Annotated in this window: 22 protein-coding genes; 4 read left to right on the forward strand and 18 right to left on the reverse strand. The window is 34.9% G+C overall.

What is annotated here, in order from left to right; all coding sequences use genetic code 11:
- Positions 1-52: 52 nt before the first annotated feature.
- From PBV87_RS11790 to PBV87_RS11800, 3 genes are all read right to left on the reverse strand, one after another.
- Positions 53-544, reverse strand: coding sequence for a hypothetical protein (locus PBV87_RS11790; RefSeq protein ID WP_053983351.1), 492 nt, complete (start codon positions 542-544; stop codon positions 53-55).
- 63 nt (positions 545-607) lie between these two features.
- Positions 608-2,749 carry a Tex family protein gene (locus tag PBV87_RS11795; RefSeq protein ID WP_271012429.1) on the reverse strand — a complete coding sequence of 714 codons (2,142 nt, stop codon included), beginning with the start codon at positions 2,747-2,749 and terminating at the stop codon, positions 608-610.
- A gap of 87 nt (positions 2,750-2,836) precedes the next feature.
- A complete protein-coding gene (locus tag PBV87_RS11800; protein ID WP_053983349.1) occupies positions 2,837-3,409 on the reverse strand; it encodes a hypothetical protein in 573 nt (190 codons plus the stop codon).
- Positions 3,410-3,650: 241 nt separating this feature from the next.
- On the opposite strand from PBV87_RS11800, the gene PBV87_RS11805 reads away from it, so the two are divergent.
- From PBV87_RS11805 to PBV87_RS11820, 4 genes are read left to right on the forward strand one after another with little or no spacing between them, the layout of a single operon-like run.
- Positions 3,651-4,751, forward strand: coding sequence for a BMP family lipoprotein (locus PBV87_RS11805; protein ID WP_053983348.1), 1,101 nt, complete (start codon positions 3,651-3,653; stop codon positions 4,749-4,751).
- A gap of 59 nt (positions 4,752-4,810) precedes the next feature.
- Positions 4,811-6,337 (forward strand): ABC transporter ATP-binding protein, encoded by a 1,527-nt coding sequence (locus PBV87_RS11810; protein WP_271012430.1) that lies wholly within the window; start codon positions 4,811-4,813, stop codon positions 6,335-6,337.
- Positions 6,330-7,520: an ABC transporter permease gene (locus PBV87_RS11815; protein ID WP_082238604.1), complete on the forward strand. Its 1,191-nt coding sequence runs from the start codon at positions 6,330-6,332 to the stop codon at positions 7,518-7,520. The genes PBV87_RS11810 and PBV87_RS11815 overlap by 8 nt, the downstream gene beginning before the upstream one ends.
- Before the next feature lie 3 nt (positions 7,521-7,523).
- Positions 7,524-8,477 carry an ABC transporter permease gene (locus PBV87_RS11820; RefSeq protein ID WP_271012431.1) on the forward strand — a complete coding sequence of 318 codons (954 nt, stop codon included), beginning with the start codon at positions 7,524-7,526 and terminating at the stop codon, positions 8,475-8,477.
- 83 nt (positions 8,478-8,560) lie between these two features.
- On the opposite strand, the gene thrB is transcribed toward PBV87_RS11820, so the two are convergent.
- From thrB to PBV87_RS11895, 15 genes are all read right to left on the reverse strand, one after another.
- A complete protein-coding gene (thrB, locus tag PBV87_RS11825) occupies positions 8,561-9,469 on the reverse strand; it encodes a homoserine kinase (protein ID WP_271012432.1) in 909 nt (302 codons plus the stop codon).
- A 130-nt stretch (positions 9,470-9,599) separates the two neighbouring features.
- Positions 9,600-10,223, reverse strand: a complete 624-nt coding sequence (tmk, locus tag PBV87_RS11830) for a dTMP kinase (protein WP_053983344.1) — start codon at positions 10,221-10,223, stop codon at positions 9,600-9,602.
- An 89-nt stretch (positions 10,224-10,312) separates the two neighbouring features.
- A complete protein-coding gene (locus PBV87_RS11835; protein ID WP_053983363.1) occupies positions 10,313-10,921 on the reverse strand; it encodes a CPBP family intramembrane glutamic endopeptidase in 609 nt (202 codons plus the stop codon).
- Between the two features lie 178 nt (positions 10,922-11,099).
- Positions 11,100-12,308 carry an aspartate kinase gene (locus PBV87_RS11840; protein ID WP_053983343.1) on the reverse strand — a complete coding sequence of 403 codons (1,209 nt, stop codon included), beginning with the start codon at positions 12,306-12,308 and terminating at the stop codon, positions 11,100-11,102.
- A 140-nt stretch (positions 12,309-12,448) separates the two neighbouring features.
- A complete protein-coding gene (locus PBV87_RS11845; protein WP_271012433.1) occupies positions 12,449-13,666 on the reverse strand; it encodes a cofactor-independent phosphoglycerate mutase in 1,218 nt (405 codons plus the stop codon).
- A gap of 39 nt (positions 13,667-13,705) precedes the next feature.
- Positions 13,706-14,923, reverse strand: coding sequence for a homoserine dehydrogenase (locus PBV87_RS11850; protein WP_271012434.1), 1,218 nt, complete (start codon positions 14,921-14,923; stop codon positions 13,706-13,708).
- Positions 14,924-14,940: 17 nt separating this feature from the next.
- On the reverse strand, positions 14,941-15,384 hold the full coding sequence (locus PBV87_RS11855) for an ACT domain-containing protein (protein ID WP_053983340.1): 444 nt from the start codon (positions 15,382-15,384) through the stop codon (positions 14,941-14,943).
- 226 nt (positions 15,385-15,610) lie between these two features.
- Positions 15,611-16,727, reverse strand: a protein-coding gene (gene prfB, locus PBV87_RS11860) for a peptide chain release factor 2 (RefSeq protein ID WP_271012435.1) whose coding sequence is annotated in 2 segments (ribosomal slippage) — positions 15,611-16,651 and positions 16,653-16,727 — 1,116 coding nt in all. Because the reading frame shifts where the segments join, the coding sequence is not laid out codon by codon here.
- Between the two features lie 63 nt (positions 16,728-16,790).
- A complete protein-coding gene (locus tag PBV87_RS11865; protein WP_271012436.1) occupies positions 16,791-18,047 on the reverse strand; it encodes a sensor histidine kinase in 1,257 nt (418 codons plus the stop codon).
- A 1-nt stretch (position 18,048) separates the two neighbouring features.
- Complete coding sequence (locus PBV87_RS11870; protein ID WP_271012437.1) at positions 18,049-18,729, reverse strand: response regulator transcription factor; 681 nt, start codon at positions 18,727-18,729, stop codon at positions 18,049-18,051.
- Between the two features lie 11 nt (positions 18,730-18,740).
- On the reverse strand, positions 18,741-19,934 hold the full coding sequence (locus PBV87_RS11875; RefSeq protein ID WP_271012438.1) for an alginate O-acetyltransferase AlgX-related protein: 1,194 nt from the start codon (positions 19,932-19,934) through the stop codon (positions 18,741-18,743).
- A 100-nt stretch (positions 19,935-20,034) separates the two neighbouring features.
- Positions 20,035-21,447, reverse strand: coding sequence for an MBOAT family O-acyltransferase (locus tag PBV87_RS11880; protein WP_271012439.1), 1,413 nt, complete (start codon positions 21,445-21,447; stop codon positions 20,035-20,037).
- A 150-nt stretch (positions 21,448-21,597) separates the two neighbouring features.
- Positions 21,598-22,797, reverse strand: a complete 1,200-nt coding sequence (locus PBV87_RS11885; RefSeq protein ID WP_271012440.1) for an MFS transporter — start codon at positions 22,795-22,797, stop codon at positions 21,598-21,600.
- Between the two features lie 87 nt (positions 22,798-22,884).
- A complete protein-coding gene (locus PBV87_RS11890) occupies positions 22,885-23,691 on the reverse strand; it encodes a histidinol-phosphatase HisJ family protein (RefSeq protein ID WP_271012441.1) in 807 nt (268 codons plus the stop codon).
- A gap of 24 nt (positions 23,692-23,715) precedes the next feature.
- Entirely contained in the window at positions 23,716-24,411 is a 696-nt protein-coding gene (locus PBV87_RS11895; protein WP_271012442.1) for an MgtC/SapB family protein, read from the reverse strand.
- Between the last annotated feature and the right edge of the window lie 9 nt (positions 24,412-24,420).

Below are 24,420 nucleotides of genomic sequence, written 5' to 3' on the forward strand. Positions count from 1 at the left end.
GAGAGCAAGGTATAAATTATATACCTTGCTCTCTTTATTACATTTTATTTAATTAATAAGATGTTGCCTTAAAATAGTCATAATCAATCATAAATTGGCTTATTACTGTATCTAACTTAAAATATACTTTTAATAGCTGTAATTGTTCTATTGATTCCTCTGCTTGTACATAGTCAATTAAAGCAGTTACCATATAATCTAATATATTTGCTGAAGCAATCAAAACTTGTAATTTAGCCGATTGAACAGAATTTAGTTTTCCTGTTTCTAAATAATTTAAATCATTTATCTCTTTTTTCAATTCACTGTGAGTATAATTTAAAATTTTTTCGCTATCATTACTAGATTTATTTTCTAACTTATTTCGGTATATGACTTCTAACACTGAGGCTAACTGTTTCTGTACATTTTTAAGATCTTCTTGTATCTTAGTTAAATTCTGATCTATATCACTAGAAGTCATTGCAGCACTCAACGTAGAGGTTGTCAAACACACTATAGTCATCATTACAATTAGTAATTTCCATATAGATTTTCGTTTCATTATGCATCTCCTATATTTCCTTTTTAAAATTAGGATTTGCTAATTAATAGAAGTCTATGCATCTTAACCTTTCATCGTTAAGCTTATTTTACGTGTTTGAACATTTACACTCATCACTGTCACATCAACAATATCTCCAACCTTTACAACTTCTAAAGGATGCTTAATAAATTTATCAGACATTTGTGAGACATGTACAAGTCCATCTTGATGAACACCGATATCAACGAAAGCCCCAAAGTCTACAATATTTCTAACCGTACCTTTAAGTTTCATACCTTCTTTAAGATCTTCAAGGTCTAGTACATCACTGTGTAAAATTGGTTTTGGCATATCTTCACGAGGGTCACGACCTGGTTTTTCAAGTTCCTTGATAATATCTTCAAGTGTCATTACACCTACACCAATTTCTTCAGCTAACTTTTCTAAGTCACCTACTTTTTGACTAAGACCTTTAATTCCACCTGCTTGCATATCTTCTTCTTTGTAACCAAGTGCACTAAGTAATTTTGTTGCTATATCATAAGACTCTGGATGGACTGCTGTACCATCTAAGAAATTCTTACTTTCTGGTACACGTAAGAATCCTGCACATTGTTCAAATACTTTAGGTCCAAGCCCTTTTACTTTTAAAACTTCTTTACGTGTTTTAAAGTTACCTACTTCTTCTCTATAAGAAATAATATTGTTCGCTACTGTTTTCTTAATTCCTGCTACATATTGAAGCAGTGAAGAAGATGCTGTATTTAAGTCTACACCTACCTCATTAACAGACTTTTCAACAACCCCTGTTAAGTTTTCTTCTAAGCGTTTTTGGTTCATATCATGTTGGTATTGACCTACACCTATAGACTTTGGATCAATTTTTACAAGTTCTGCTAATGGGTCTTGAAGTCGTCTTGCAATAGATACAGCACTTCTTACCCCTACATCATCATTTGGAAACTCTTCTGTTGCAAGCTTTGAAGCTGAATATACAGAAGCACCTGCCTCATTTACGATAACGTAATGAATCGTTTTAGGAATTTCTTTTAACATCTCTGCTACAAACTTTTCTGTTTCACGGGATGCTGTTCCATTTCCAATTGAAAGTAAATCAATATCATATTTATCAATTAAAGCTTTTAATACTTTCTTAGCTTCTTCTGTTTTATTTTGTGGTGCTGTTGGATAAACTACTGTGTTATCTAGCTTTTTACCTGTTTCATCTACAACAGCTATTTTACATCCTGTTCTAAAAGCAGGGTCAACACCCATTACAGTATGCCCTTTAATAGGTGCTCCCATTAAAAGCTGATAGAGGTTTTTATTGAATACTTCTAAAGCACCGTCTTCAGCTTTAAGTGCAAGTTCATTACGAATATCACGTTCAATAGCTGGTGCTATAAGGCGCTTGTAGCTATCTTCCATTGCACTTACAAGGTAATCTTCTACTGGACTATTAGGTTTAATAATTTGTTTGTGAAGGTAAAGTAAGATTTTTTCTACTGGTGCTTCTACTTTTACTGTTAAAATCTTCTCACCTTCTCCACGATTAATAGCAAGAATTCTATGGCCTGGCATTGTTTTTACTTTTTCACTATATTCATAGTACATTGCAAAAACATCTTTTTCATCTTTATCTTGATCTTTAACCTTTGTTACAATCATCCCTTCATTGAAGGTTACTTTACGGATGAAACTTCTATAGCTTGCTTCTTCACTAATACTTTCAGCAATAATATCACTTGCACCTTGAAGCGCTTCTTCTACAGATGTTACACCTTTTTCTTCATTGATATACTCACTGGCTACTGCTTCTAAATCTGATAGATTTTGAGCCTTAATTATCTCTGCTAAAGGTTCTAACCCTTTCTCTTTAGCAATTGTAGCACGTGTACGTTTTTTAGTTTTGTATGGTAAATATAAATCTTCTACTTCAGTTGCAGTAGCAGCTTTTACAATTTGATTTTTAAGTTCTTCTGTTAACTTACCTTGTTCATCAATTAAACGAATTACTTGTTCTTTTCTTGCTTCTAAATTTTGAAGATAAGTATAACGCTCATGGAACTTACGTAATACTTCATCATTTAGCCCCCCTGTAACCTCTTTACGATATCTAGCAATAAACGGTATCGTATTACCAGCTTCTATCAGCTCAATTGTATTTTCTACTTGTGTGCGTTTAATTTGAAGTTCTTCTTGTAAGATTTGAATAATATCCATCTTGTTTTCTCCTTTGTCCCTTACTCTCTTTCCTAGGTATATTAACACAAATTTTTCCAAAAATATAGACTTGCCTTTTTAAACCCTCTACTCTCCATATCTACCAACACAGTATAAGCAATGTCCATTTTTCCTTCGTACAGCATCACTTACATACAATACCTCTGTCGACAAGATACCACCAAATTCTCTTTTTAATACTTGAGCAAATGTTTGAACAGAGCTTTGTTCACTCTCATGCTGTCCATTACATCTAATAGGAAGTAAACATGGATATATATATACATTAATGCTACTTTTAATAGGAAGAAAGGGTTGCTCATTTAAACTTACCCCTACAAAAAGTGGATTTGTTGTCAGTGCTCGGCAAAACAAGCTTGCTACAGATCTTTGATTATGCTTAGTGCAGTAACAGGTGGTTATTTGTTGTTCCCCACAAAAAATCTTCGTACATAATCTCTTCATTCCCCACTCATAAACCTCTGGCATTACGCTTCTAAGAGCCTCTGCTTGATCAAGATATCTAGTGTATATACAAATCTCCGCCTCATCTTCTGTACATATAACAACATGACCTACCTTTACATTAGGATCTTGGCCTATGGTATAGTAAATCATATCCTCCATTTGCAAGTATGATGCACTCATAAATGTCCTCATATTTCTAGCTCCTTTATAAGCTCCTTATTAAAATTATATGTTTTTTAGTAAGGTTTCGTATTACATGATTCAATAAATATTTTTCATCTACATATTTTTTTATATATCTACACAAAATATTGAAATAATGATGCTTATCATGTATGATTAATTGGGATAAACAAGACATTACTTATAAGTTGTTCTTCTAATGCTTGTTTCGTCTACATATAATTAAATAAAAGAGTATAGAGGTGAAGTCATGAAAAAGAAATTTTTAGCTTTATTAATGTGTGGTATTATGGCTACAGTATCACTTGCTGGATGTTCTTCTAATGGTGGCAGCAATGGAGAGGCTCCTAAATCAGATTTACAAGTAGGTATGGTTACTGATGCTGGTACTATTGATGACAAATCATTCAATCAAGGTACATGGGAAGGTATCCTTCGTGCTGGTAAAGAACTTGGTGTTCAAACGAACTACCTTAAACCAGCTGGTACTACAGAAGCTGACTACTTAAAAGAAATCAGTAACCTTTATGACACAGGTTACAAATTCATCGTTACTCCAGGCTTCAAATTCGAAACAGCAATTTACAAAGCTCAAGATAAATACAAAGATGCAAACTTCGTTATTTTAGATGGTGCTCCTGCTGACGAAAATGGTAACTACTCTGTTGCTGATAACACAGTTGCTATCTACTTCGCTGAACATCAATCAGGTTTCCTTGCTGGTGTTGCTGCTGCTGTAGAACTTAAAGAAGGTGCTTTAGGTTTCATCGGTGGTATGGAAATTCCTGCTGTACAAAAATTCAACTGGGGCTTCCAACAAGGTGTAGCTTACGCAAATGCTAATCTTGGTACAAATATGACAATCGAAGAATCAAACGTAGTATACCAAGGTTCATTCGATAACGTTCCTGCTGGTCAACAACTTGCAGCTCAAATGTTTGATAAAGGCGTAAAAGCTATCTTCTGTGCTGCTGGTGGTGTTGGTGTTGGTTCAATCAAAGAAGCTGTTGAACGTTCATCTCAAGGTAAAGAAGCTTGGATTATTGGTGTAGATACAGACCAATATGCTGAAGGTTTCTACGATAAAGATAATACAAAATCATGTATCTTAACATCAGCTGTTAAACGTATTGATAACGCTTCTTTCGATATGGTTAAATCACAACTTGATGGTACTTTCCCAGGTGGTCAAACACTTACATTTGATATCACAAATGATGGTGTTGGTATCCCTGTAGAAAATCCAAACTTAAGTGAAGAAACAGTTAAAACTGTTGCAGATGTTGCACAACAAATGAAAGATGGAAAAATCACAGTCGCTGATAACAATGATGGAAGTCTTATTAAATAATTAAAAAAGGCGGTTTGACCGCCTTTTTTTTTGAAACTAAACTTAAAAGGAGGTACACTATGGAATATGTTATTGAAATGCTCGGTATACGTAAAGAGTTTCCAGGGATTGTTGCCAATGATAATATCACCCTTCAACTAAGAAAAGGGGAGATTCATGCCCTCCTTGGAGAAAATGGTGCTGGAAAATCAACACTTATGAGTATGCTCTTTGGTATGTATCAACCTGATAAAGGTCAAATTAAACTTAACGGAAAAGAAGTTAAAATTACTAATCCTAACGTAGCAACAGCACTTGGTATTGGTATGGTACATCAACACTTCAAACTTGTTCATAACTTTACAACAACAGAAAATATTGTTCTTGGTATTGAACCTAAAAAAGGTCTTACAATGGATATTGCAAGCGCTGCAAAACGTGTTGCTGAACTCTCTGAGAAATACGGTCTTAATGTTGATCCTTATGCAAAAATTGAAGATATTACTGTTGGTATGCAGCAAAGAGTAGAAATTATGAAAATGCTTTACCGTGATGCCAATATTCTCATCTTTGATGAACCTACTGCAGTACTGACACCACAAGAAATTGATGATTTAATGGAAATTATGAAAGGCCTTATTAAAGAAGGTAAATCAATTATTATCATTACTCATAAGTTAAAAGAAATCAAAGCAGTGGCAGATCGCTGTAGTGTTATTCGTCGTGGTAAGTACATCGGTACAGTAGATGTTAAGACAACAAGTGAAGCTGAAATGGCTAAAATGATGGTAGGACGTAATGTTAACTTTAAAGTAGACAAAACACCTGCTACTCCAAAAGAAACTATTCTTAAAGTAGATAATGTTTCTGTTCTTAACAACAAAAAAGTTCTTGGTCTTAAAAACTTTAACTTAGAAGTACGTGCAGGTGAAATTGTAGGTATTGCTGGGGTTGAAGGAAATGGTCAATCTGAGCTTGTTGAAGCGATTACAGGTCTTCGTAAAATTGAAGAAGGGAAAGTCTTTATCAAAAATAAAGAAATTACTTCACTTCCTATTCGTGACCGTATCGAAAGTGGTATCGCTCATATCCCAGAAGACAGACAAAAACGTGGCCTTGTTCTAGACTATACGATTGAAGAAAATATGATTCTTGAACGCTTTAATAAAGCACCATTCTCAAAACATGGTATTCTTAAATTCCCTGTTATTCGTGAATATGCTCAGAAAATTGTAGATGCTTTTGACGTTCGTGCCGGACAAGGTGCAAGCACACCTGCTCGTGCCCTTTCAGGTGGTAACCAACAAAAAGCAATCATCGGTCGTGAAATTGAACTTAATCCAGAATTACTTATTGCAGTACAGCCTACACGTGGACTTGACGTAGGTTCTATTGAATATATTCATAAACGTCTAGTTGAACAACGTGATAAAGGTAAAGCTGTATTACTTGTTTCTCTTGAACTTGATGAAGTATTAAACGTTTCTGATAGAATTGCTGTTGTAAATGCTGGTGAACTTATCGGTATTGTAGACACAGCAAATACAAATGAAAATGAAATAGGTCTTATGATGGCCGGTGTGAAAGGAGATACGACAAATGAGTAGATATAAGAAATTACTTGTCTCTTTAATTTCTATTTTCCTTGGCCTGGCTGTTGGTGCAATCTTTATGGCCATTACTGGACATAATCCTTTTACAGGCTTTAGTTATCTTCTACAAGGTGCGCTTAAAAATATTGAACGTATCGGTAATACCATTGCAACTGCTACACCACTGATTTTAACAGGTCTTTCTGTAGCCTTTGCATTTAGAACAGGCCTCTTTAATATCGGTGCACCTGGTCAAATGCTCTTTGGTGGCTTCTGTGCAACAGCAGTAGGTCTTAGCTTCCCTACTCTTCCTGCATTTGTTCTTCTTCCAATCATGATCATCTCTGGTATGCTTGGTGGTGCTGTATGGGGAATCGTACCAGGTCTTCTTAAAGCTAAATTCAACGTACATGAAGTTGTATCATCTATTATGATGAACTGGATTGCAAACTGGGTTGTATACTATGCTGTTAAAGCACGTTTTACAGGTACAATGGAAACAGAATCTCGCCTGTTAACACCAAACGCAACGCTTCGTTCAGATGCAATGTCAAGCTTATTTGGTGGTTCTTACATCAACTTAGGTATCTTTATTGCTATCTTAGGCGTTATTATTGTTGCTTTTATCTTAAACAAAACAACTTTTGGTTATCAGTTAAAATCAGTAGGTTTCAACCGTTACGCTGCTGAATATGCTGGTATCTCTGTTAATAAAAATATCATCGCTTCTATGATGATCGCTGGTGGACTCGCTGGCCTTGCTGGTGTTGTACACTATGCAGGTAACGCATCTTGTATCCAATTAGGGGTTATCCCAACTCAAGGTTTTGATGGTATTGCTGTTGCCCTTCTTGGTGCAAACACACCAATCGGTGCACTTCTTGCTGCATTATTCTTTGGTATTCTTTACGCAGGTCGTGGTTTCATGAGTGCTGCTACAAAGATTCCACCAGAAATTGCTGATACAATTATTGCAACTATTATTTACTTTGCTGCTACAAGTATGCTTATTGAAGGTTGGATTGATCGTACTATTAAAAAACGTCAAGACAAAAAAGAATCTGCTCAAGCTGAGGTAACAAGTTCACCAAGCCTTTCTGAAGAATTAACTTCTGAAACAGCTATTTCCAATGTACCTTTAGCTCCAAAAACAGAACCAACAGACTATAATGAAGAAACCAAAAAGGAGGATGAGTAAATTATGTGGGAAACACTTGTTCAAATCTTTCCTTATGCTATTGCTTTAACAATTCCTCTTCTCATTACTGCCCTTGGAGCACTTTACTGTGAACGAAGTGGTGTTGTTAACATTGGTCTAGATGGATTTATGATTATCGGTTCATTCGCTTGTGCTTTAACCATTGTATCTTTAGAAACTGTTTTCCCTGCTGGTAGCAATGCTCCAGTATGGATTGGCCTTATTGTAGCTGCTGTAGTCGGAGGTATTTTCTCTCTCTTACATGCATTTGCAAGTATTAACCTTTGTGCAAACCAAGTTATTAGTGGTACAGCAATCAATATGATGGCTGGGTCACTTACACTCTTCTTAGCACGTAACATTACAGGTAGTGGTACTATCCGTGTTAAAGGTTTTACAAAATTTGATATTCCTATTTTAAAAGACATTCCTGTAATTGGAGATTTATTCTTCAAAAACTCATACATCACAACTTGGGTTGTAATCATTATTATCGCTATTACTTGTTTCTTACTTTACAAAACAAGCTTTGGTCTCAGATTACGTTCTTGTGGTGAAAATCCACATGCTTCTGATGCTGCTGGTATTAACGTTTACAAAATGCGTTATATCGGTGTTATCATCTCAGGAGCACTTGGTAGTTTAGGTGGTGCAATCTACCTTGTAACATTTGCTGGTGAGTTCAATGGTACTGTTGGTGGTTTTGGATTCCTTGCTCTTGCAGCTCTTATCTTCGGTCAATGGAGACCTCTTGCTATCGTAGCTGCAACATTATTCTTTGGTACAGCTTGGACTATTTCAAACGTATCAGATGTATTACCTCAGTTCCAAGCAATTCCTCCAGTATTCCTTAAGATCTTCCCTTATGTAATGACACTTTTAGCACTTGTTGTATTCTCAAAATCATCACAAGCGCCAAAAGCATCTGGAGAACCATTCAAACATTCAGAAAGATAATTTCTGCATATACATTAAAGGTGCCGTTACCTAGTGTTATTTAATCACTAGGTAACGGCACCTTTTTTATTAGTTACTTTCTCTTAGTATTTCAACTCTTCATCAATCCAAACTTTAGCACCACCTTGGTCCGCTTGAAGCATTTGGACTTGCCAATCTTGCTCTAAGCCACCAAAGAATTCAACCATTTCCTTTCTAAAGGAAACAACATTTCTTACAACTGCTATAAGTGTTGGTCCAGCTCCACTTAAAAATGTCCCTTTTGCACCACAAGTCTTCGCATGTTCTAATATCTCTCTCATATTAGGGATAAGGCTTTCACGGTAAGGTTCATGAAAACGATCTTCCATAGCCATACTTAAGTTCTCTACATCTCCTGTAATCATAGATGCCGCTAGGAGGGCTGCACGTGACGCATTAAATACTCCATCTTTAAGTGGAATATGGGTTGGAAGTGCTGCACGAGCCTTTTCTGTAGAAAGAGTAAAGTCTGGAATCATCACTGCAAAATGTAGATTCTCAGCTACCTTTACTTTAACATATTTCATATCCTCCTCATTCATAGCGCCTATTGTCATACCACCTAAAAGAGCTGGCGTTGTATTATCAGGATGCCCTTCTAATTGTGCTGCCATTTGCACAAGCTCTTCCTTAGAAAAGAAACTATGGCTCATGGCATTGGCAATATGTAAGCCTGCTACAATACATGCCGCACTACTTCCAAGACCTCTTGTATGAGGAATATGATCTTGTTGAATAATACGCATACCGGGTACTGGTTTGCCTATCTCTTTATAAAAGTGACAGATACTTCTATAGATAAGGTTTGTTTCATCTGTTGGGATATCTGGACTTCCTTCTTGAATAATAATTTCTAATCCTTCTTCTATCTCCTCAGCATAAGCAATATTATACATTTGAAGTGCCATTCCAATGCTGTCAAAACCAGGTCCCATATTAGCTGTTGTTGCCGGTACTTTTACTTTAATCATGGTTAAAATCCCTCTTTCTCTAGGCTTACTTGTTTATTAAGTCTCAAGTCTTTTTAGTAAAGGTAAGCATTTGCTTATTTTTATAAATTTGTTACGAGACCTGCTTTATGGCACTATGATTAAATAGATGCTACTGCATGGCCTCTACTTTATTTTTAATAACCTCATAAATTTCTTCTATCATTTCATCCATAGGTTTTGTTCCATCTATAACTAAAGTTGGATCTTCACCTTTTTCACTAATCATTTTATAAGCTTCTTCTACTTTCTTATGGAAAGCATAACCTTCTAAATCTAAACGATTGATATCTTCTACACCTTTTTTTCTTTCCATACTCACTTCAACTGGAATATCAATAATGATATTTAGGTCAGGGTAATGCCCTTCACATGCAAAGTCATTAAGCATACGTACTGCTTCCATGCCAAGTTCTCTCGCGCATCCTTGATAAACTAATGAACTAATGTGGAAACGATCTGTTATAACAATCTTCCCTGCTTCTAATGCTGGAATGACTTTATTTACAAGATGTTCACGTCTTGCTGCTACATAGAGTAACAACTCAGTCTTTGGATCTACATGAAAATCCATAATATTATTTCTTATCGCTTCAGCTGATGGAATCCCACCTGGTTCTCTTGTTACAACGACCTCATATCCAAGAGCCTCCATCTTTTCCTTTACAGCTTGTGCTGTTGTTGTTTTTCCTGTTGCTTCGCCACCTTCTAATGCTATAAATACACCTTTTGCCATAGTTAGGTCCTCCTCAAGTTAATTATCTACCTATTATAAGCTATTATAAATCAAACTATGTCATTATGTCACCTATCCATAAGAGAAGGCTAAAAAGCGCTACTTAATGCAGAGAGAATATTCATTATAGCGTGAGTGCTCCAACTTGGTATAATTGAGCCCGAAGAACGTTTTTCATTCATCCATCCTTGTATCCATCCAATACTTCCTGGCAAAAGTATGAGTAAAATGGTTATCAGTACATTCCCCGTCATTAATCCAAATGGTATACCATGAATCATACCAAATAAAATAGCTTGAATTGTATTACCTACATTGAATCCAAATTTATGAATTAAACGTTTTCCAAGAAAGCCTCTAAAAAATATTTCTTCCGATAAGCCTGTTTGTATGATTGCAAAAATCAGTATAGACGGTACCACTCCCCATCCTTGGCCTTCAAACTGTGTGGTTGCTGTATTGGTGCCATCCATTAATTGTGTCATTACGATTAACATGAGTACAATATATACTATTGAAACTATAAGTATTAAAAAGATAAGCTTTACCCTTGAACCTTGTATCTCTGGCTTCTTTAAGCCTACCCAGCTAAAAAAATGTTCCTTCTTTCTAGCAGTTAAGAACCACCATATAAATGGTATAACAGATAAAAGAATTACTTGAATAATCGCACTTAACACCATACTAATAGTGTTCATTTCTTCACCTGCCTCTCTCATCGTATAAATAATCCACCGTCTAAAATAAATATTTGGTTAAGTGTAAGGGCATGTAGGCAAGCTTAAGTAGACTTTAATATACATTCCAGCATCCTTCAAAATGAAAAACAGTGGCCTTCAGAGCACTTGTACTCCTTGGACCACTGTCTACTTTCAACTAGTCAACAAGTTGAAATGCATCATGAATTGCATTCATCGCTTTATGCATATCTTTTTTATCAATTAAAATAGAAATTTTAATTTCAGATGTTGAAATCATATGTATGTTAATGTTTGTGTCGTACATTGCTTCAAACATTTTTGATGCTACACCAGCATTTGCTACCATACCTGCACCTACTACAGATACTTTTGCTAAATTTTCATTATAATCTACATCTTTAAGTCCCCAACGGTCCATATGTGTCGCAACGATTTCTTTTACATCTGTTAAAGCTGTATCAGCTACTGTAAAGGAAATATCCTTTGTACCATCACGACCAATTGATTGAAGAATAATATCTACATTAATATTCTTTTTTGCTAATGTTGTAAAGATATCAAACGCTTTCCCTGGTGTGTCCTCAATACCAATAAGAGATACACGTGCGATTTCATCATCTCCAGCTACACCACTAATTAACATTCTTTCCATTTTACAAACCTCCTTAACTACTGTTCCTTCTGCTCTTGTTAAACTTGATCTTACAACAAGCTCTACATTATATTTTTTTGCTAACTCTACTGAACGATTGTGAAGTACCTTTGCTCCTAATGAAGCAAGTTCTAACATTTCATCATATGTAATTTCTTCAATCTTCTTTGCATCTTTTACAACGCGTGGGTCTGCTGTATATACACCATCTACATCTGTGTAGATTTCACATTTGTCAGCATGTAAAGCTGCTGCAATAGCTACTGCTGTTGTATCAGAACCACCACGTCCAAGTGTTGTAATATCATCAAAACGATTCATCCCTTGGAATCCTGTTACAAGAACAATATTTTTTCTATCTAACTCACGACGAATACGGTCTGGTTTAATCTTTTTAAGACGTGCATTCATATATGTTGAAGTTGTCATCATCCCTACTTGATAAGCATTTAAAGAAGTTGCTGGATACCCTAACTCAGCAAGTGCCATTGCCATAAGCGCTACTGATTGTTGTTCCCCAGTTGATAAAAGCATATCCATTTCACGTTTTGAAGGCTTCTTACTGATTTCTTTTGCCTTTGTGATTAAATCATCTGTTGTATCTCCTTGAGCCGAAAGTACAACGACTACATCATTTCCCTCTTTATACGTTTCCGCAATCCTTTGGGCAACGTTAAAGATACGCTCAGCATTGGCAACAGAGCTACCTCCAAATTTTTGTACAATTAACACGTTATCTCCTCCTCTAGGCATCTATTCTAAATTTATGAATTACCACATTATATCACCAGTTTTCAGTCTATTACAATCAATTTTCCTAGAAATAATATACTTCGGTAAAAATATTCAACTTTTTCTTTAATTATACTAATTTACTCGACAAAATGTCCCATAAGTTCATAGCCATTCTTGAAATATATTCCAGTCATACCTGCACAAGCTTCATTATATTCTTGGTTCTGTTCTGCTATGCCTACTTTAGTAGAATCATAAATCATATAAGGTACAGGATCATCTGTATGGGTTCTTAGCCTTAAAGGTGTAGGATGGTCAGGTAATATCATCAATTTGAAGTCCTCATTCTTCTCTTTTAATGCCTGTATAACTGGTCCAATTACCTTCTGGTCAATTTGAGAAATTGCAGATACCTTATTTTCTAGCTCACTTCGATGACCACATTCATCTGGTCCTTCTAAATGAATATAAACAAAGTCATTTTGATCCTCTAATAAGGTCTTAATGGCTGCATCTGCTTTACCTTTGTAATTGGTATGCACATTGCCCGTTGCACCTTCTACATCAATAGAAGTCATCCCTGCTCCTATACCTATACCTTTAATAAGGTCTACAGCTGAAATAACAGCTCCATCTACCTTATACTTATCCTTAAATTGTGGTAAGTTTGGCTTAATCCCTTCACCCCAAATCCAAATGCTATTAGCTGGTTTAAGTCCTCTTGCCTTTCTTGCTTGATTAACAGGGTGATTATGAAGAATCTCATAACTCTTCTTCATCATTTCCCATATGATATCTTGGTAGTCTCCTTCTGGCTTATAGTCACCAATTCGCTTATCTAAAATGTCATGTGGAGGTGTAAGTTTTACCTTTGTGCTCCCCCCATCCCATACAAGTAAGTGCCTATAGCTTACGCCAGGATAAAATTGCTTGATTTCATCACCAAGTGCTGCTTCTATAGCTTCAATCAACACACCTGCTTCTTCTGTTGTGATTTCATCACAGCTATGATCTAAGATGATTTTATTCTCATACTCTTCTTCCTGTTCAGTTACAGTGACCACATTTGTTCTAAAGGTTACATCACTATCTTCCAATATAACCCCCATGCTTAATGCTTCTAATGGACTTCTCCCAAAATAATATTGCTTTGGATTGTAACCAAGTACTGATAAGTTAGCCGTATCACTTCCCTTAGCACAACCTTCTGGAATAGTACTTACTAACCCTATTTCGCTATATGGTGCTAATGCATCTATATTAGGTGTCTTGGCATACTCAAGCGGTGTCTTACCATTTAAGGCTTCCAGTTTCTCATCTGCCATACCATCTGCCAGTACGACAACATATTTCATTTCTTCACCCTCATTCTATTTCATGATTAAATTAGCCTTTTATTTCTCCATATATATTTTGCTAATTACTTCTATGTCTTTAAGATTATTCAATTTTTCTTCTAACTCTTGAATAGGTGCACGTTCTGTGATGAATACATATTCATCTTCTTTAAGTGGTGTGATACATTCAACTTTACCAAAAGCCTCTTGTACGCGTTGTTCATTTGATACTGCATTTCCTTTAAGCCTTACAAAATAAGTTGCTTTACATCCTTCATAAGGTTCAAGGGCTACTTTTTCTCTACTCCAGAAACACATAATATTCGTTTGCTTATGCTTAGCTGCATCAATGATATCTGCTACTACTGCACTTGCTGTAGGAAGTTTCCCCGCTCCTCTACCATAGAACATAACATCCCCAACCATGTTACCTTTTACAAGTACCGCATTGAATACATCCTCTACATTAGCTAATGGATGGTTTTGTGGAATCATTGTAGGTTGTACACTTGCATAAATACCATCATCTGTTCGCTTACAACTTCCAAGAAGCTTTACGCTATAGCCTAAGCTTGTTGCATAATCCATATCTTCTTTTTGAATTTGTGTAATCCCATTTGTAAAGATTTCTTTATAGTCTACATGTTCACCTAATGCTAAAGAAGCTAAAATAGCAATCTTACGGCATGCATCATGCCCTTCTACATCTGCTTCAGGATTTCTTTCTGCATAGCCTAACTCCTGAGCTTCTTTTAATACATCCTCAAAGCTTCTACCTTCTGTTTTCATTTTGGTTAAAATAAAGTTAGTTGTTCCATTAAGAATGCCTGTAATTTCATAAATCTCATCAGCTGTTAAAGCATTATTAAGTGGTCTAATAATAGGAATACCGCCTCCTACACTTGCTTCAAACAAGAAGTTACATTGATTATTTTTTGCTACTTCAAGTAACTCTGGCCCATGTGTAGCCACTAGTTCTTTGTTAGATGTCACTACACTCTTCCCTTTAAGAAGTGCTCCCTTTACAAAAGTATAGGCTGGCTCTACACCACCTAAAGCTTCTGCTACAACTTTAACTTCTTCATCTTCTAAAATAACATTTATATCTTTTACAAATTTATCTTTGAATGGGCTCTCATCAAAATCTCTAAGATCTAAAATATATTTAACTTCTAAGCGTTCTCCTGCCTTCTTCTCAATGCTTTCTTGATTCGTCATAAGTACTTCAACGACCCCTGATCCAACTGTTCCATATCCTAATACCGCAACCTTCATATTATAACCCTCCTTCATTATTCCCTTGCTAATAATTTAATGCTTTGTACCCCTGCTATTGTTTCAAGCTTTTCAATAAAAGCCCCTATCTCCATTTGTACATCATAGGTTTCCATACAGATATTAATGAGTGCCATCCCATTCATAGGAATCATTTGATTAATCGTCAATATATTTCCACCTAAACTTGCAATATAGTTAAGTAACTCAGAAAGTCTACCCGCTTCGTCCATCAACTTAATTAAAATAGTTATCGTTTGCCCCCTACCTTTTTCATAAAAAGGCATAATCGAATCTTTATATTTATAGAATGAACTTCTGCTAATCCCAACCTTTTCTGTAGCTTCTTGTACTGTCATTGCTTTTTCCGTTTCAAGCAAATTCTTTACTTCCATTACTTTAAGGAAAACCTCTGGTAATACCTCTTTATCTATAATGTAATATTGCTTGTTTTCTTTCATCTTATTCTCCTTGTTCGCATATGGTGAACATTTGTTTTTGTTATAAAGACTATAGCATAATATTTTAACTTTTTCAACATAACTTAATTAGTATTTATAATTTTTAATTATTTTGCATAATGTATATCTTACCATATGACTATCTATTGTATAAATTATTGTTTCAATTTTACATAAAAAAATTCCCCAGACTTTAATATATAAAGCCTGAAGAATTTATTTTTAGTTATTCTTCATCTCTTTGATGAATCCATACTAAATATGCATTCATAAATCTGTCGATATCACCATCTATTACAGCACCAGTATTACCTGTTTCTTCACTTGTACGATGGTCTTTAACCATGTTGTATGGGTGGAATACGTAAGAACGAATTTGACTACCCCAGCCAATATCTTTTTTCTCACCACGAATGCCTTCAAGCTCTGCCATTCTCTCTTCTTCTTGCTTTTCAAAGAGCTTAGCTTTTAACATTTGCATAGCTTTTTCACGGTTTTGAATCTGTGAACGTTCGTTTTGACATTGTACAACAACACCTGTTGGCATATGTGTAATACGAACGGCAGAGTCTGTTGTATTGATATGCTGTCCACCGGCACCTGTTGCACGGTAAGTATCGATACGTAAGTCCTCTTGTTTAATTTCAATTTCAATCTCATCTGTAATCTCTGGGATAACATCACAAGATGCAAAAGATGTATGACGTCTACCTGATGAATCAAAAGGAGAAATACGCACTAAACGGTGAATACCTTTTTCTGCTTTAAGATAGCCATAAACATTTTCTCCATTAATCTGGATTGTTACAGACTTCACTCCAGCCTCATCACCTTCAAGGTAATCAAGAAGTTGTACTTTGTAGCCCTTTTTATCAGCCCATCTTGTATACATACGATAAAGCATACTTACCCAGTCACAAGCTTCCGTTCCACCTGCACCTGCATGTAAGGATAAAATAGCATTATTTGCATCATAATCTCCGTCAAGGAGCGTTGCAATACGCATAGATTCATACTCATTGACGAAAGTATCAGCCTCTGAGCTTGCTTCATTTGCTAACTCTTCATCATCTTCTTCTTTTGCCATTTCAATAAGTGTCATCACATCTTCATAGCTACTAGAAAGTGCATTGTACTTGTCCACTATATCTTTAAGCTCTTTTAATTTTTGAAGTGTACGTTGGGCTTTCTCCATGTCGTTCCAAAATTCTGGTGAACCTGAAAGTTCTTCGAGCTCCGCTATTTCTTCATTATGTTTAGCGATGTCAAAGAGAGTTCCCCATTTCCATTACTTTTGCATTATAAGGCTCAAGAGATAGCCTTAGTTGATCTAAATCTAACACAATTATCACTTCCTTTTTCGTTTCATTATAGCCTATTATAGCATACTCTTTATATTAATACATCTAAGCCTTTATCTGAATAGGTATTTCTAATGTAAAGCAGCTTCCCTTACCATATTCTGAGGTTATTTTGATTTCTATATTCATGGTATTTGCTAAAGATTGTAGTAGGCTCAGTCCAATACCACTTCCATCAATACTTCTTCCTCTTACATCACTGCTTCTAAAGAAACGATCAAATATTCTCTTTTGGTCTTCATCTTTAATTCCAATACCCGTATCTTTTACACTGATTTTAATTTTTTTATTTTCTTGTTCTACCTTAAGCGTAATCACGCCACATTCTAATGTGTATTTAAAAGCATTCTCAAGCAAGATGGTTAGACATCTCTTCACCTTTACTCTATCCCATTCTACCCATGTAGACTGCAGTACCTCACTTTTTTCTAGTATGAATCTTTTATCCTGAATTTCACTTATATCTTCATAGAACTCACTTATTTCTTCAATAAATTGATTTAGTTCTATCTTCTCTACATTTAGATGGGTTCCTACATCTTCTTTAGATAAGAAGAGTAGGTCACTATTTAACTTTTCGAGTGCATGGACTTCATTCATAACCTGAGCTAGTTCTTCAAAGTGTTCTTCTATTTGATCGGTTCTATGTCTACTTAAAAGTTCTAATTGCCCTTTTATAACAGCTAGTGGTGTACGCATCTCATGAGAAGCATCTTGCACAAAAAATACCTGTTGGTCATAGGCACGTCTAATAGGTTTAAGGACTTTATTCGCTAAGTAGGTAGCGAGTCCAAAAGTCACCAGTAAGAGAATCAAAAGACTTAACCAAGTAGCTCTTACCAGTTGTTGCACAGATTGAAGTTCAGCATCTACATTTAAAAGTAATTGCACAACTAAACCCTCTTTTATAAAGCTAACACCTCTATAGTAATACCCATCACTATCAAGTGTAATAATACCTTCTGTTTCTTCACTTGGGAAGCTTGGATATTTACCTTCTCCAAAATAAACATGTGGGCTCTCATCCACTACTTCTCCATCTTTCCATACAAAACTAATAATATCCGGTGTAAGTGGTGCAGGTAAAATAACTTCTTTATGTTCACCTTTGCCTTTTATAATTTTTTCATTGAGTATCATGTTACGATGGGTTAAAAGTTGTCTATCTACATTAGCAAACAAACGTGCACGATAAAAAACTTGAGTAAGCATGGCTAATGTTAAAAGGCTTACAAGTACTATACCGAAGCTTATTCCTATAATCTTTTTCTTAGTGGTCTTAAAAATATCTTGTCTACTCATATTATTCAACCTTATCATCTAATATATAGCCCATCCCCCTCTTGGTTACAATGTATTTATCATATTTAAAAGGGCTTAGACATTTTCGTAATCTACTCATATATACTTCAATAATATCTATAGATGCATCACTATTATATCCACAAATTCTCTCAAAAATCTGTTCTTTGAAAAGTAGTATGCCTTGATTTAACATTAAGTACTCCAACAGATGAAAGGTCTTTTCATTTAACTCAACCTTTTGATCTAATACCCATACTTCTTTTTTATTAAGGTCTATGACCAAGTCCTTAAATTGAATATGGTTCGAACTTGTAATTTTACCTAAGCTTTTTAAAATAACGTAGAGCCTTGCCTTTAACTCTTCCATAAAAAATGGTTTTGTTAAGTAGTCTCTAGCACCTAAATTAAATGCTTTAAGCTTATCCCCTAAATCTTCTTTTGCCGTTAGTACAATCACACCTATTGGCAACTTTTTCTTCTCTACATAACTTAATACACTTAATCCATCTTTTCCTGGTAACATCAAATCTAAAATCATTAAGTCATAGCTTTCTGCATCTAAATAGAGAATAGCCTCCTCTCCTGTGTAAACAGGTTGAATACTAAACTCCTCTTCTAAGTACTTCACAATATTGTGACTTACCTTTTGATTATCTTCTACAAGAAGTACGCGTATCACACTTTCACCTCTTACTGTATTGTTTTCATAGATTTATAAACATAAAGAACTACATCTGGTTGATAATCATCTATATAATTTAATAAATCTTCTTTAAAATATCTTGTATCAATCATTCTAGTCTCTTCAAACATAGTAGAAAGAAAAGCTGAAAAAGGAAGTGCAAAAGAATCTTTTACAATTAATACTTTCTTTCCTTCTTTTTGAAGTTTATTTTTTATGATGACTTCTGGATAATCCCCTCCAAAGTAACTTGCATATCTATTAGTATAAACACTTTCTTCCTCATCTAACAAGCTGTGTTTGAGTATGGTTTCCTCAAAAGTTCCTGCATACGTTGTACTTGAATCACTTTTATTGATAGTGACTTCATAATCTGTATTAAACTTTGGCGTGATGAGGGTATAGTTATCTACGCCTGCGTATAGTCTCCCTACACGTCTACCTTGTGAACCTAAGAAGAAGTTTTTATAAGTCTTTTTATTGTAAGATTTTAAGTCAGTATAACTCCCATCTTGATTTAAATCTAAGCTATATCTTTCATTTAATATCTGAGTAACTTTATCGGTTGCCCAAAAAGCTGTCTCTGTTCTCCAATGGTGATCCGTCTTAAAGAATAAAGTCGATAAGTCTAAACCATCCTCTTTAACATTCTCACGCAAATCTATAAAGTCTATATCATTTTCTTCAAGCTTACTTAAAAATTCATCTGTATTTTTCTTAGAGTAATCCACTACTGATGGTGGTAATGTTGTATAGTCTTCTATAACCTTAAGAGGTGTTTGTACGAAAAGTAGTGGTATTCCCTCTTGTTTTAGTGCTTTATTTATCTCTACTAACCCATTTAAAGATTGTTCATAATCAAATGGGAACGTAATAAAATGTAAATTCTCATCTTGATCTTTCACAACTACATTGGATGGATTAGCATCCCTAATATAATCCCTACCTAATAATCTCTCTATTAATCCATAAAGATCAACATAAAGTTCTTTCAACCAAAAGTTATCTGTTACGCCCTCTTCCATCCCCTCTGTAAACCCACTGACAAGACTTTCCCCAGAAGGATTGGACGTATATTGATCTTTAATAGAATATATCACTGAGGCAGCAATTGTCTTACCATTTTTAAGAACAGTCATACCCCCTCCTAATAAAAGTGCTATACAAAATAAAATAATCGTCCAATACTGTATTTTTTTCATTCTGCTATCTCCCTCCTGAATTTCTTTTAATCCAATAGTCTACTCTTAAGTTCTTACCTATTTCTAAGCATTTGCTTTATTTTTGTACAACGGTTTAATATTAAAAATTGAAATAGATGAAAGGATTGTAGTTCCCTTTAACGAGATAAGCTACTGCAATGACTGTTACGATACTTAATCCTACTCTATAAATAACCTGTAAACTTGTATGTTCTGTTAATTGATATCGATCTACCCATTCTTTAAGAGGTAAGCAACAAATAGCACCTATAATAAGCAATATAAAGTTCTCTTGTAGATATAAGTTTGCTAAACTTCCTAAGAAGGTCACTTGTTCGAATCCAAACATCACTTTTAAGTACTGTATCGCTTGTATTAAGGAGTCTGCTCTAAAGAATACCCATCCGATTAACACAAGTAAGAGGGTATAAATATGTCCTACAAATGGTAACTTGGTTAATTTCTTTTCTAATCCTCCAACCTTCTCTGTCATTATAAGTAAACCAAAATAAAGTCCCCATACAATAAATGTCCAGTTCGCACCATGCCATATACCTGTTAATCCCCATACAATCAATAAATTACATATAAGGCGATTCTTCTTCGCTACACGACTCCCCCCTAAAGGAATATATACATAATCTCTAAACCATGAGCCTAAAGAAATATGCCATCTTCTCCAAAACTCAGAGATGGTCTTTGCTGTATAAGGTCCTCTAAAGTTCTCACAAAAATGGAACCCAAACATCCTTCCAAGTCCTATAGCCATATCTGAATAACCACTAAAATCAAAGTATACTTGAAGCATATAGCTTATTGCGCCTAACCATGCAAATACTACTGATAACTGCCCATCTGGTAATCCAAAAGCTTTATCTGCCACTAATGCAAAGTTATTAGCTAAAATAACCTTTTTACCTAACCCTTCTGCAAATCTTATAACCCCTTCTGCAAAGTCCTCTACGTTCTCTCTCCTTTCTCTTAACTCCTCTGCTACTGTCTCATAACGTACAATAGGCCCTGCTATAAGTTGAGGGAATAAAGCGATATAAAGTCCCACATCTAATACATTTTTAAGTGCTCTCCCTTTACCTCTATAAATATCCATAACATAAGATATACCTTGGAATGTAAAGAACGATATACCTATTGGTAAGATTACATTAGGTACATTCCAATCTACTTGGAGTACACTATTGCAAGTCGCTACAGCAAATCCTAAGTATTTAAAAATACCTAAAATACCTAGATTAAAGACCAACATAGCTACAATCATGATCTGTACCTTACGGCTTCCTTTTGGCAAGCTTTCTGCAAACCTTCCAAATACATAGTTCCCTAAGATACATACTAAAAGTAATACGATATATTTAGGCTCTCCCCATGCATAGAATCCAAGACTCACACACAGTAGAAAGTAATTTTTCCATTTTCTTGTACCACATAATCCATAATAAATTAATAAAATACAAGGTAAGCAAATAAATAAAAAGATAATACTTGAAAACAGCATCCTTCATTCTCCTTTATCATTTCAGTTTGACTGTTATTAAGTATATCTTCCTTAGCTGAACAAAAGCTGAATACACAAAAAGCTCCTTCTTATGCCTATTAAGGCGTTTTAAGAGGGAGCTTTGCTCTATAATTATCTTATTTTGTTATTTTAAATCTTCATAGCTTGCTCTGGTTCTATTTGCTTATATTGTTTCGCACGTTTCCAAAATAGCATCAGGCAAATAAAGAACATAATCATGCTACCTAATAAGATGAAAAAGGCTAAGCGCATGCCTATTAAGTCTACTACTTTTCCAAATACTAGATTAAATCCTATATCAAATAATGTGGCAATACTAATAATCATACCCGTTGCAGATGCAATGCATTCTTTTTCATAGTAATTTTGAAGCATTAATACAAGGGTTGGATATAAAATAGAAAAAGCTAAGCCTGCACTACTTAATACAACGACTGTAGAACTTCCTCCTACTATACCTATCCCATATAGAATAGTGGCTATTCCACCAAAGATTATAATACTTCTTTCTACACCTAACTTCTGTACAACAGGTGCGAAAATTAGTCTTCCTACCGTTATACCGCCAAAGAAAATAGAAAGTAATACCGCTGCCTGGTTTGTTTGAATCCCTAAACCATTAATGCCATAAAGTAAAAACCAATTAAGTATACCGTGTTCTGCAATAAAGTAAAAACCAAAAATTAAAATACAATAGATAAAAGCTGGATTTTTTAAAATGCTCTTATAAGAGATGGACTCTTTTTCTTTTTGAGTAACCTGAGGCATATTAAAGAAAAAGAGAATAAGCATACTCACTAGCGCCCCACCTAGTAATACACCATTTACTAGCTTCCAGTTTACAATATCAACTGCTGCTCGACCGACTATATTTTGTGCGCCACTTGTTCCTATTCCTTGAACAAAGAAAAGGATATTTACAATAAGCCCTGGTGATGCAGCAAAAATAACAGGTACTAAAATATTAATCGTTGTATTCATCAACGTAGATGTACCCATACATAAGAACATTCCTACTAACAGTAAAGGGTAGCTCTCACTTGTTACAAAAAGTAGTGCACCTATCATCCATACGCCTAGTGTCATCAAAAAGACCTTTTTCTTATTGAAGTGATCGAGCAAATTGCCACCACATAATAAGAAAACTAAATTGCCTAAATAACTTACTGTGACAATAAGAGATAGTTCTGTTGTAGATAAACTAAAATGGTTTTGAAATACAGCTGAAAAAATACCTCTTAGACTATCACTTGCACCCAGAACAATCATACATAATCCAAAACCTATAAAAGCTATATATCTTTTATGTTCTGCTATTTTCTCTTTCATTTTAGACCTCATTTATTTGTTTAATATAAATAAATTTCTAAAGTTCAGCTTGTTTCAACTCCCTCTGAGCTTTAGAAATCATTAGATTTATTCTATATCCTTGAAGATAGGCTTTCTCTTTTCAAATGTTGTAATTGTTTTAAAACCTGCTATCTTGATAACTTCTAATCCTTCTTTAACTGCACATCCAATATGTTGTAAGTAATGTCCATCACATCCTATTGTAATAATTTCTCCACCACATTCTTTGTACAACTTAACAAGTTCCAAATCAGGCATAGACCTTTTCATAGGTTGAAAAAATCCTGATGCATTGACCTCTATACCTTTTCCTCTATGAATCAATAGTTTATAAAGTGCTTCCACTCGCTCTTTAAAAAGATTCATATCTGGGTAACTTCCCAATTGGTTATAGGCATAACGCATAGGATACGTAATATGCCCCATGACATCAAAATCATAAGAGGTAGCCAGTTCTATTAAATAATCTAAATAGTGTTCATATACCTTACAGATATCCATCTTAGAAAAATCATACTCTCCTACATCTAAGGCATCTTCTAAGTTATGTACAGAACCTATAATAAAATCCAATTCATAATTTGCTAGGAAGTTTCTATATTCATCTGGCGAAGCTTGAGGCTGACCAACTTCTATCCCCGCCCTTACAATAAGCTTATCCTTATAAGTTTCTTTAGCTCTTGCAATATCTTTATACAAATTTACAAGATCCAACTCCCTACTATACTTCTTATCTTGGAACATATCATAATGATCTGTAATCGCAATCTCCTTAAGTCCTTTTCGGATTGCTTCTTCACAAAGGACATGTATTTCTTCATGTCCATCAAAAGAGTATTTGGAATGCATATGATAATCTGCTAAGTACATCATCTATTCTCCTCTACGTAAATTAGATTAGCGGATCTCTTCTATGTAGTCTAATCCTTTTATATGTTCTAGTTCCACTAGAATACTATTATGATCCTTTTTTGTACCTAAGTCTAGTTCCATTGTTACTGCTACATCTTCACTTTTAAATGTATTTTGGCCATCCCGATGCATAGAGCGAATAACAAACTCTTTAGACTTAATATATTCCATGACCTCAGTCATTCCACCTTCCGGACTTAATTCCATATATATTTCAAGAACTCTATTATGTTTTTCTTGATATCTACTAGCTTTTTCTAGTACTTTAACTGCAACCATAATAAGGATAAAGCCTACACATGCCCCATAAATAAATCCTGCTCCAATTGCAAGTCCTAATGTTGCTACAGTCCAAAGACTTGCTGCTGTTGTAAGTCCCTTGACTTGGTTCTTACCTGTTACAATAATTGTTCCTACCCCTAGGAAACCTACACCACTAATAACTTGTGCTGCCATACGAGATGCATCTATTGTATCTCCGCTACGTACACATAAATACTCATTGGTTACCATAGCCATTGCAGCACCTAAACAAACTACAGCAAAGGTACGTATACCTGCTGTCTGCCTTTTAGTAGCTCTTTCTGCACCTACTATTCCACCTAGAATAACAGCTAAACTGAGTCGTAATAATATAGAAGCATAATTAAATTCTTCTAAATACGCCAAGATGCCTACCATCCCTCTTCC

Origin of the sequence: Holtiella tumoricola, from assembly GCF_027857615.1 — a bacterium.
Lineage (GTDB): Bacteria > Bacillota > Clostridia > Lachnospirales > Cellulosilyticaceae > Holtiella > Holtiella tumoricola.

What these genes read in the sequence shown, in the direction of transcription:
- PBV87_RS11790 (WP_053983351.1), bottom strand. Translation starts at nt 544, where the DNA reads ATGAAACGAAAATCTATATGGAAATTACTAATTGTAATGATGACTATA.
- PBV87_RS11795 (WP_271012429.1), bottom strand. Translation starts at nt 2,749, where the DNA reads ATGGATATTATTCAAATCTTACAAGAAGAACTTCAAATTAAACGCACA.
- PBV87_RS11800 (WP_053983349.1), bottom strand. Translation starts at nt 3,409, where the DNA reads ATGAGGACATTTATGAGTGCATCATACTTGCAAATGGAGGATATGATT.
- PBV87_RS11805 (WP_053983348.1), top strand. Translation starts at nt 3,651, where the DNA reads ATGAAAAAGAAATTTTTAGCTTTATTAATGTGTGGTATTATGGCTACA.
- PBV87_RS11810 (WP_271012430.1), top strand. Translation starts at nt 4,811, where the DNA reads ATGGAATATGTTATTGAAATGCTCGGTATACGTAAAGAGTTTCCAGGG.
- PBV87_RS11815 (WP_082238604.1), top strand. Translation starts at nt 6,330, where the DNA reads ATGAGTAGATATAAGAAATTACTTGTCTCTTTAATTTCTATTTTCCTT.
- PBV87_RS11820 (WP_271012431.1), top strand. Translation starts at nt 7,524, where the DNA reads ATGTGGGAAACACTTGTTCAAATCTTTCCTTATGCTATTGCTTTAACA.
- thrB (WP_271012432.1), bottom strand. Translation starts at nt 9,469, where the DNA reads ATGATTAAAGTAAAAGTACCGGCAACAACAGCTAATATGGGACCTGGT.
- tmk (WP_053983344.1), bottom strand. Translation starts at nt 10,223, where the DNA reads ATGGCAAAAGGTGTATTTATAGCATTAGAAGGTGGCGAAGCAACAGGA.
- PBV87_RS11835 (WP_053983363.1), bottom strand. Translation starts at nt 10,921, where the DNA reads ATGAACACTATTAGTATGGTGTTAAGTGCGATTATTCAAGTAATTCTT.
- PBV87_RS11845 (WP_271012433.1), bottom strand. Translation starts at nt 13,666, where the DNA reads ATGAAATATGTTGTCGTACTGGCAGATGGTATGGCAGATGAGAAACTG.
- PBV87_RS11850 (WP_271012434.1), bottom strand. Translation starts at nt 14,923, where the DNA reads ATGAAGGTTGCGGTATTAGGATATGGAACAGTTGGATCAGGGGTCGTT.
- PBV87_RS11855 (WP_053983340.1), bottom strand. Translation starts at nt 15,384, where the DNA reads ATGAAAGAAAACAAGCAATATTACATTATAGATAAAGAGGTATTACCA.
- PBV87_RS11865 (WP_271012436.1), bottom strand. Translation starts at nt 18,047, where the DNA reads ATGAGTAGACAAGATATTTTTAAGACCACTAAGAAAAAGATTATAGGA.
- PBV87_RS11875 (WP_271012438.1), bottom strand. Translation starts at nt 19,934, where the DNA reads ATGAAAAAAATACAGTATTGGACGATTATTTTATTTTGTATAGCACTT.
- PBV87_RS11880 (WP_271012439.1), bottom strand. Translation starts at nt 21,447, where the DNA reads ATGCTGTTTTCAAGTATTATCTTTTTATTTATTTGCTTACCTTGTATT.
- PBV87_RS11885 (WP_271012440.1), bottom strand. Translation starts at nt 22,797, where the DNA reads ATGAAAGAGAAAATAGCAGAACATAAAAGATATATAGCTTTTATAGGT.
- PBV87_RS11890 (WP_271012441.1), bottom strand. Translation starts at nt 23,691, where the DNA reads ATGATGTACTTAGCAGATTATCATATGCATTCCAAATACTCTTTTGAT.
- PBV87_RS11895 (WP_271012442.1), bottom strand. Translation starts at nt 24,411, where the DNA reads ATGGTAGGCATCTTGGCGTATTTAGAAGAATTTAATTATGCTTCTATA.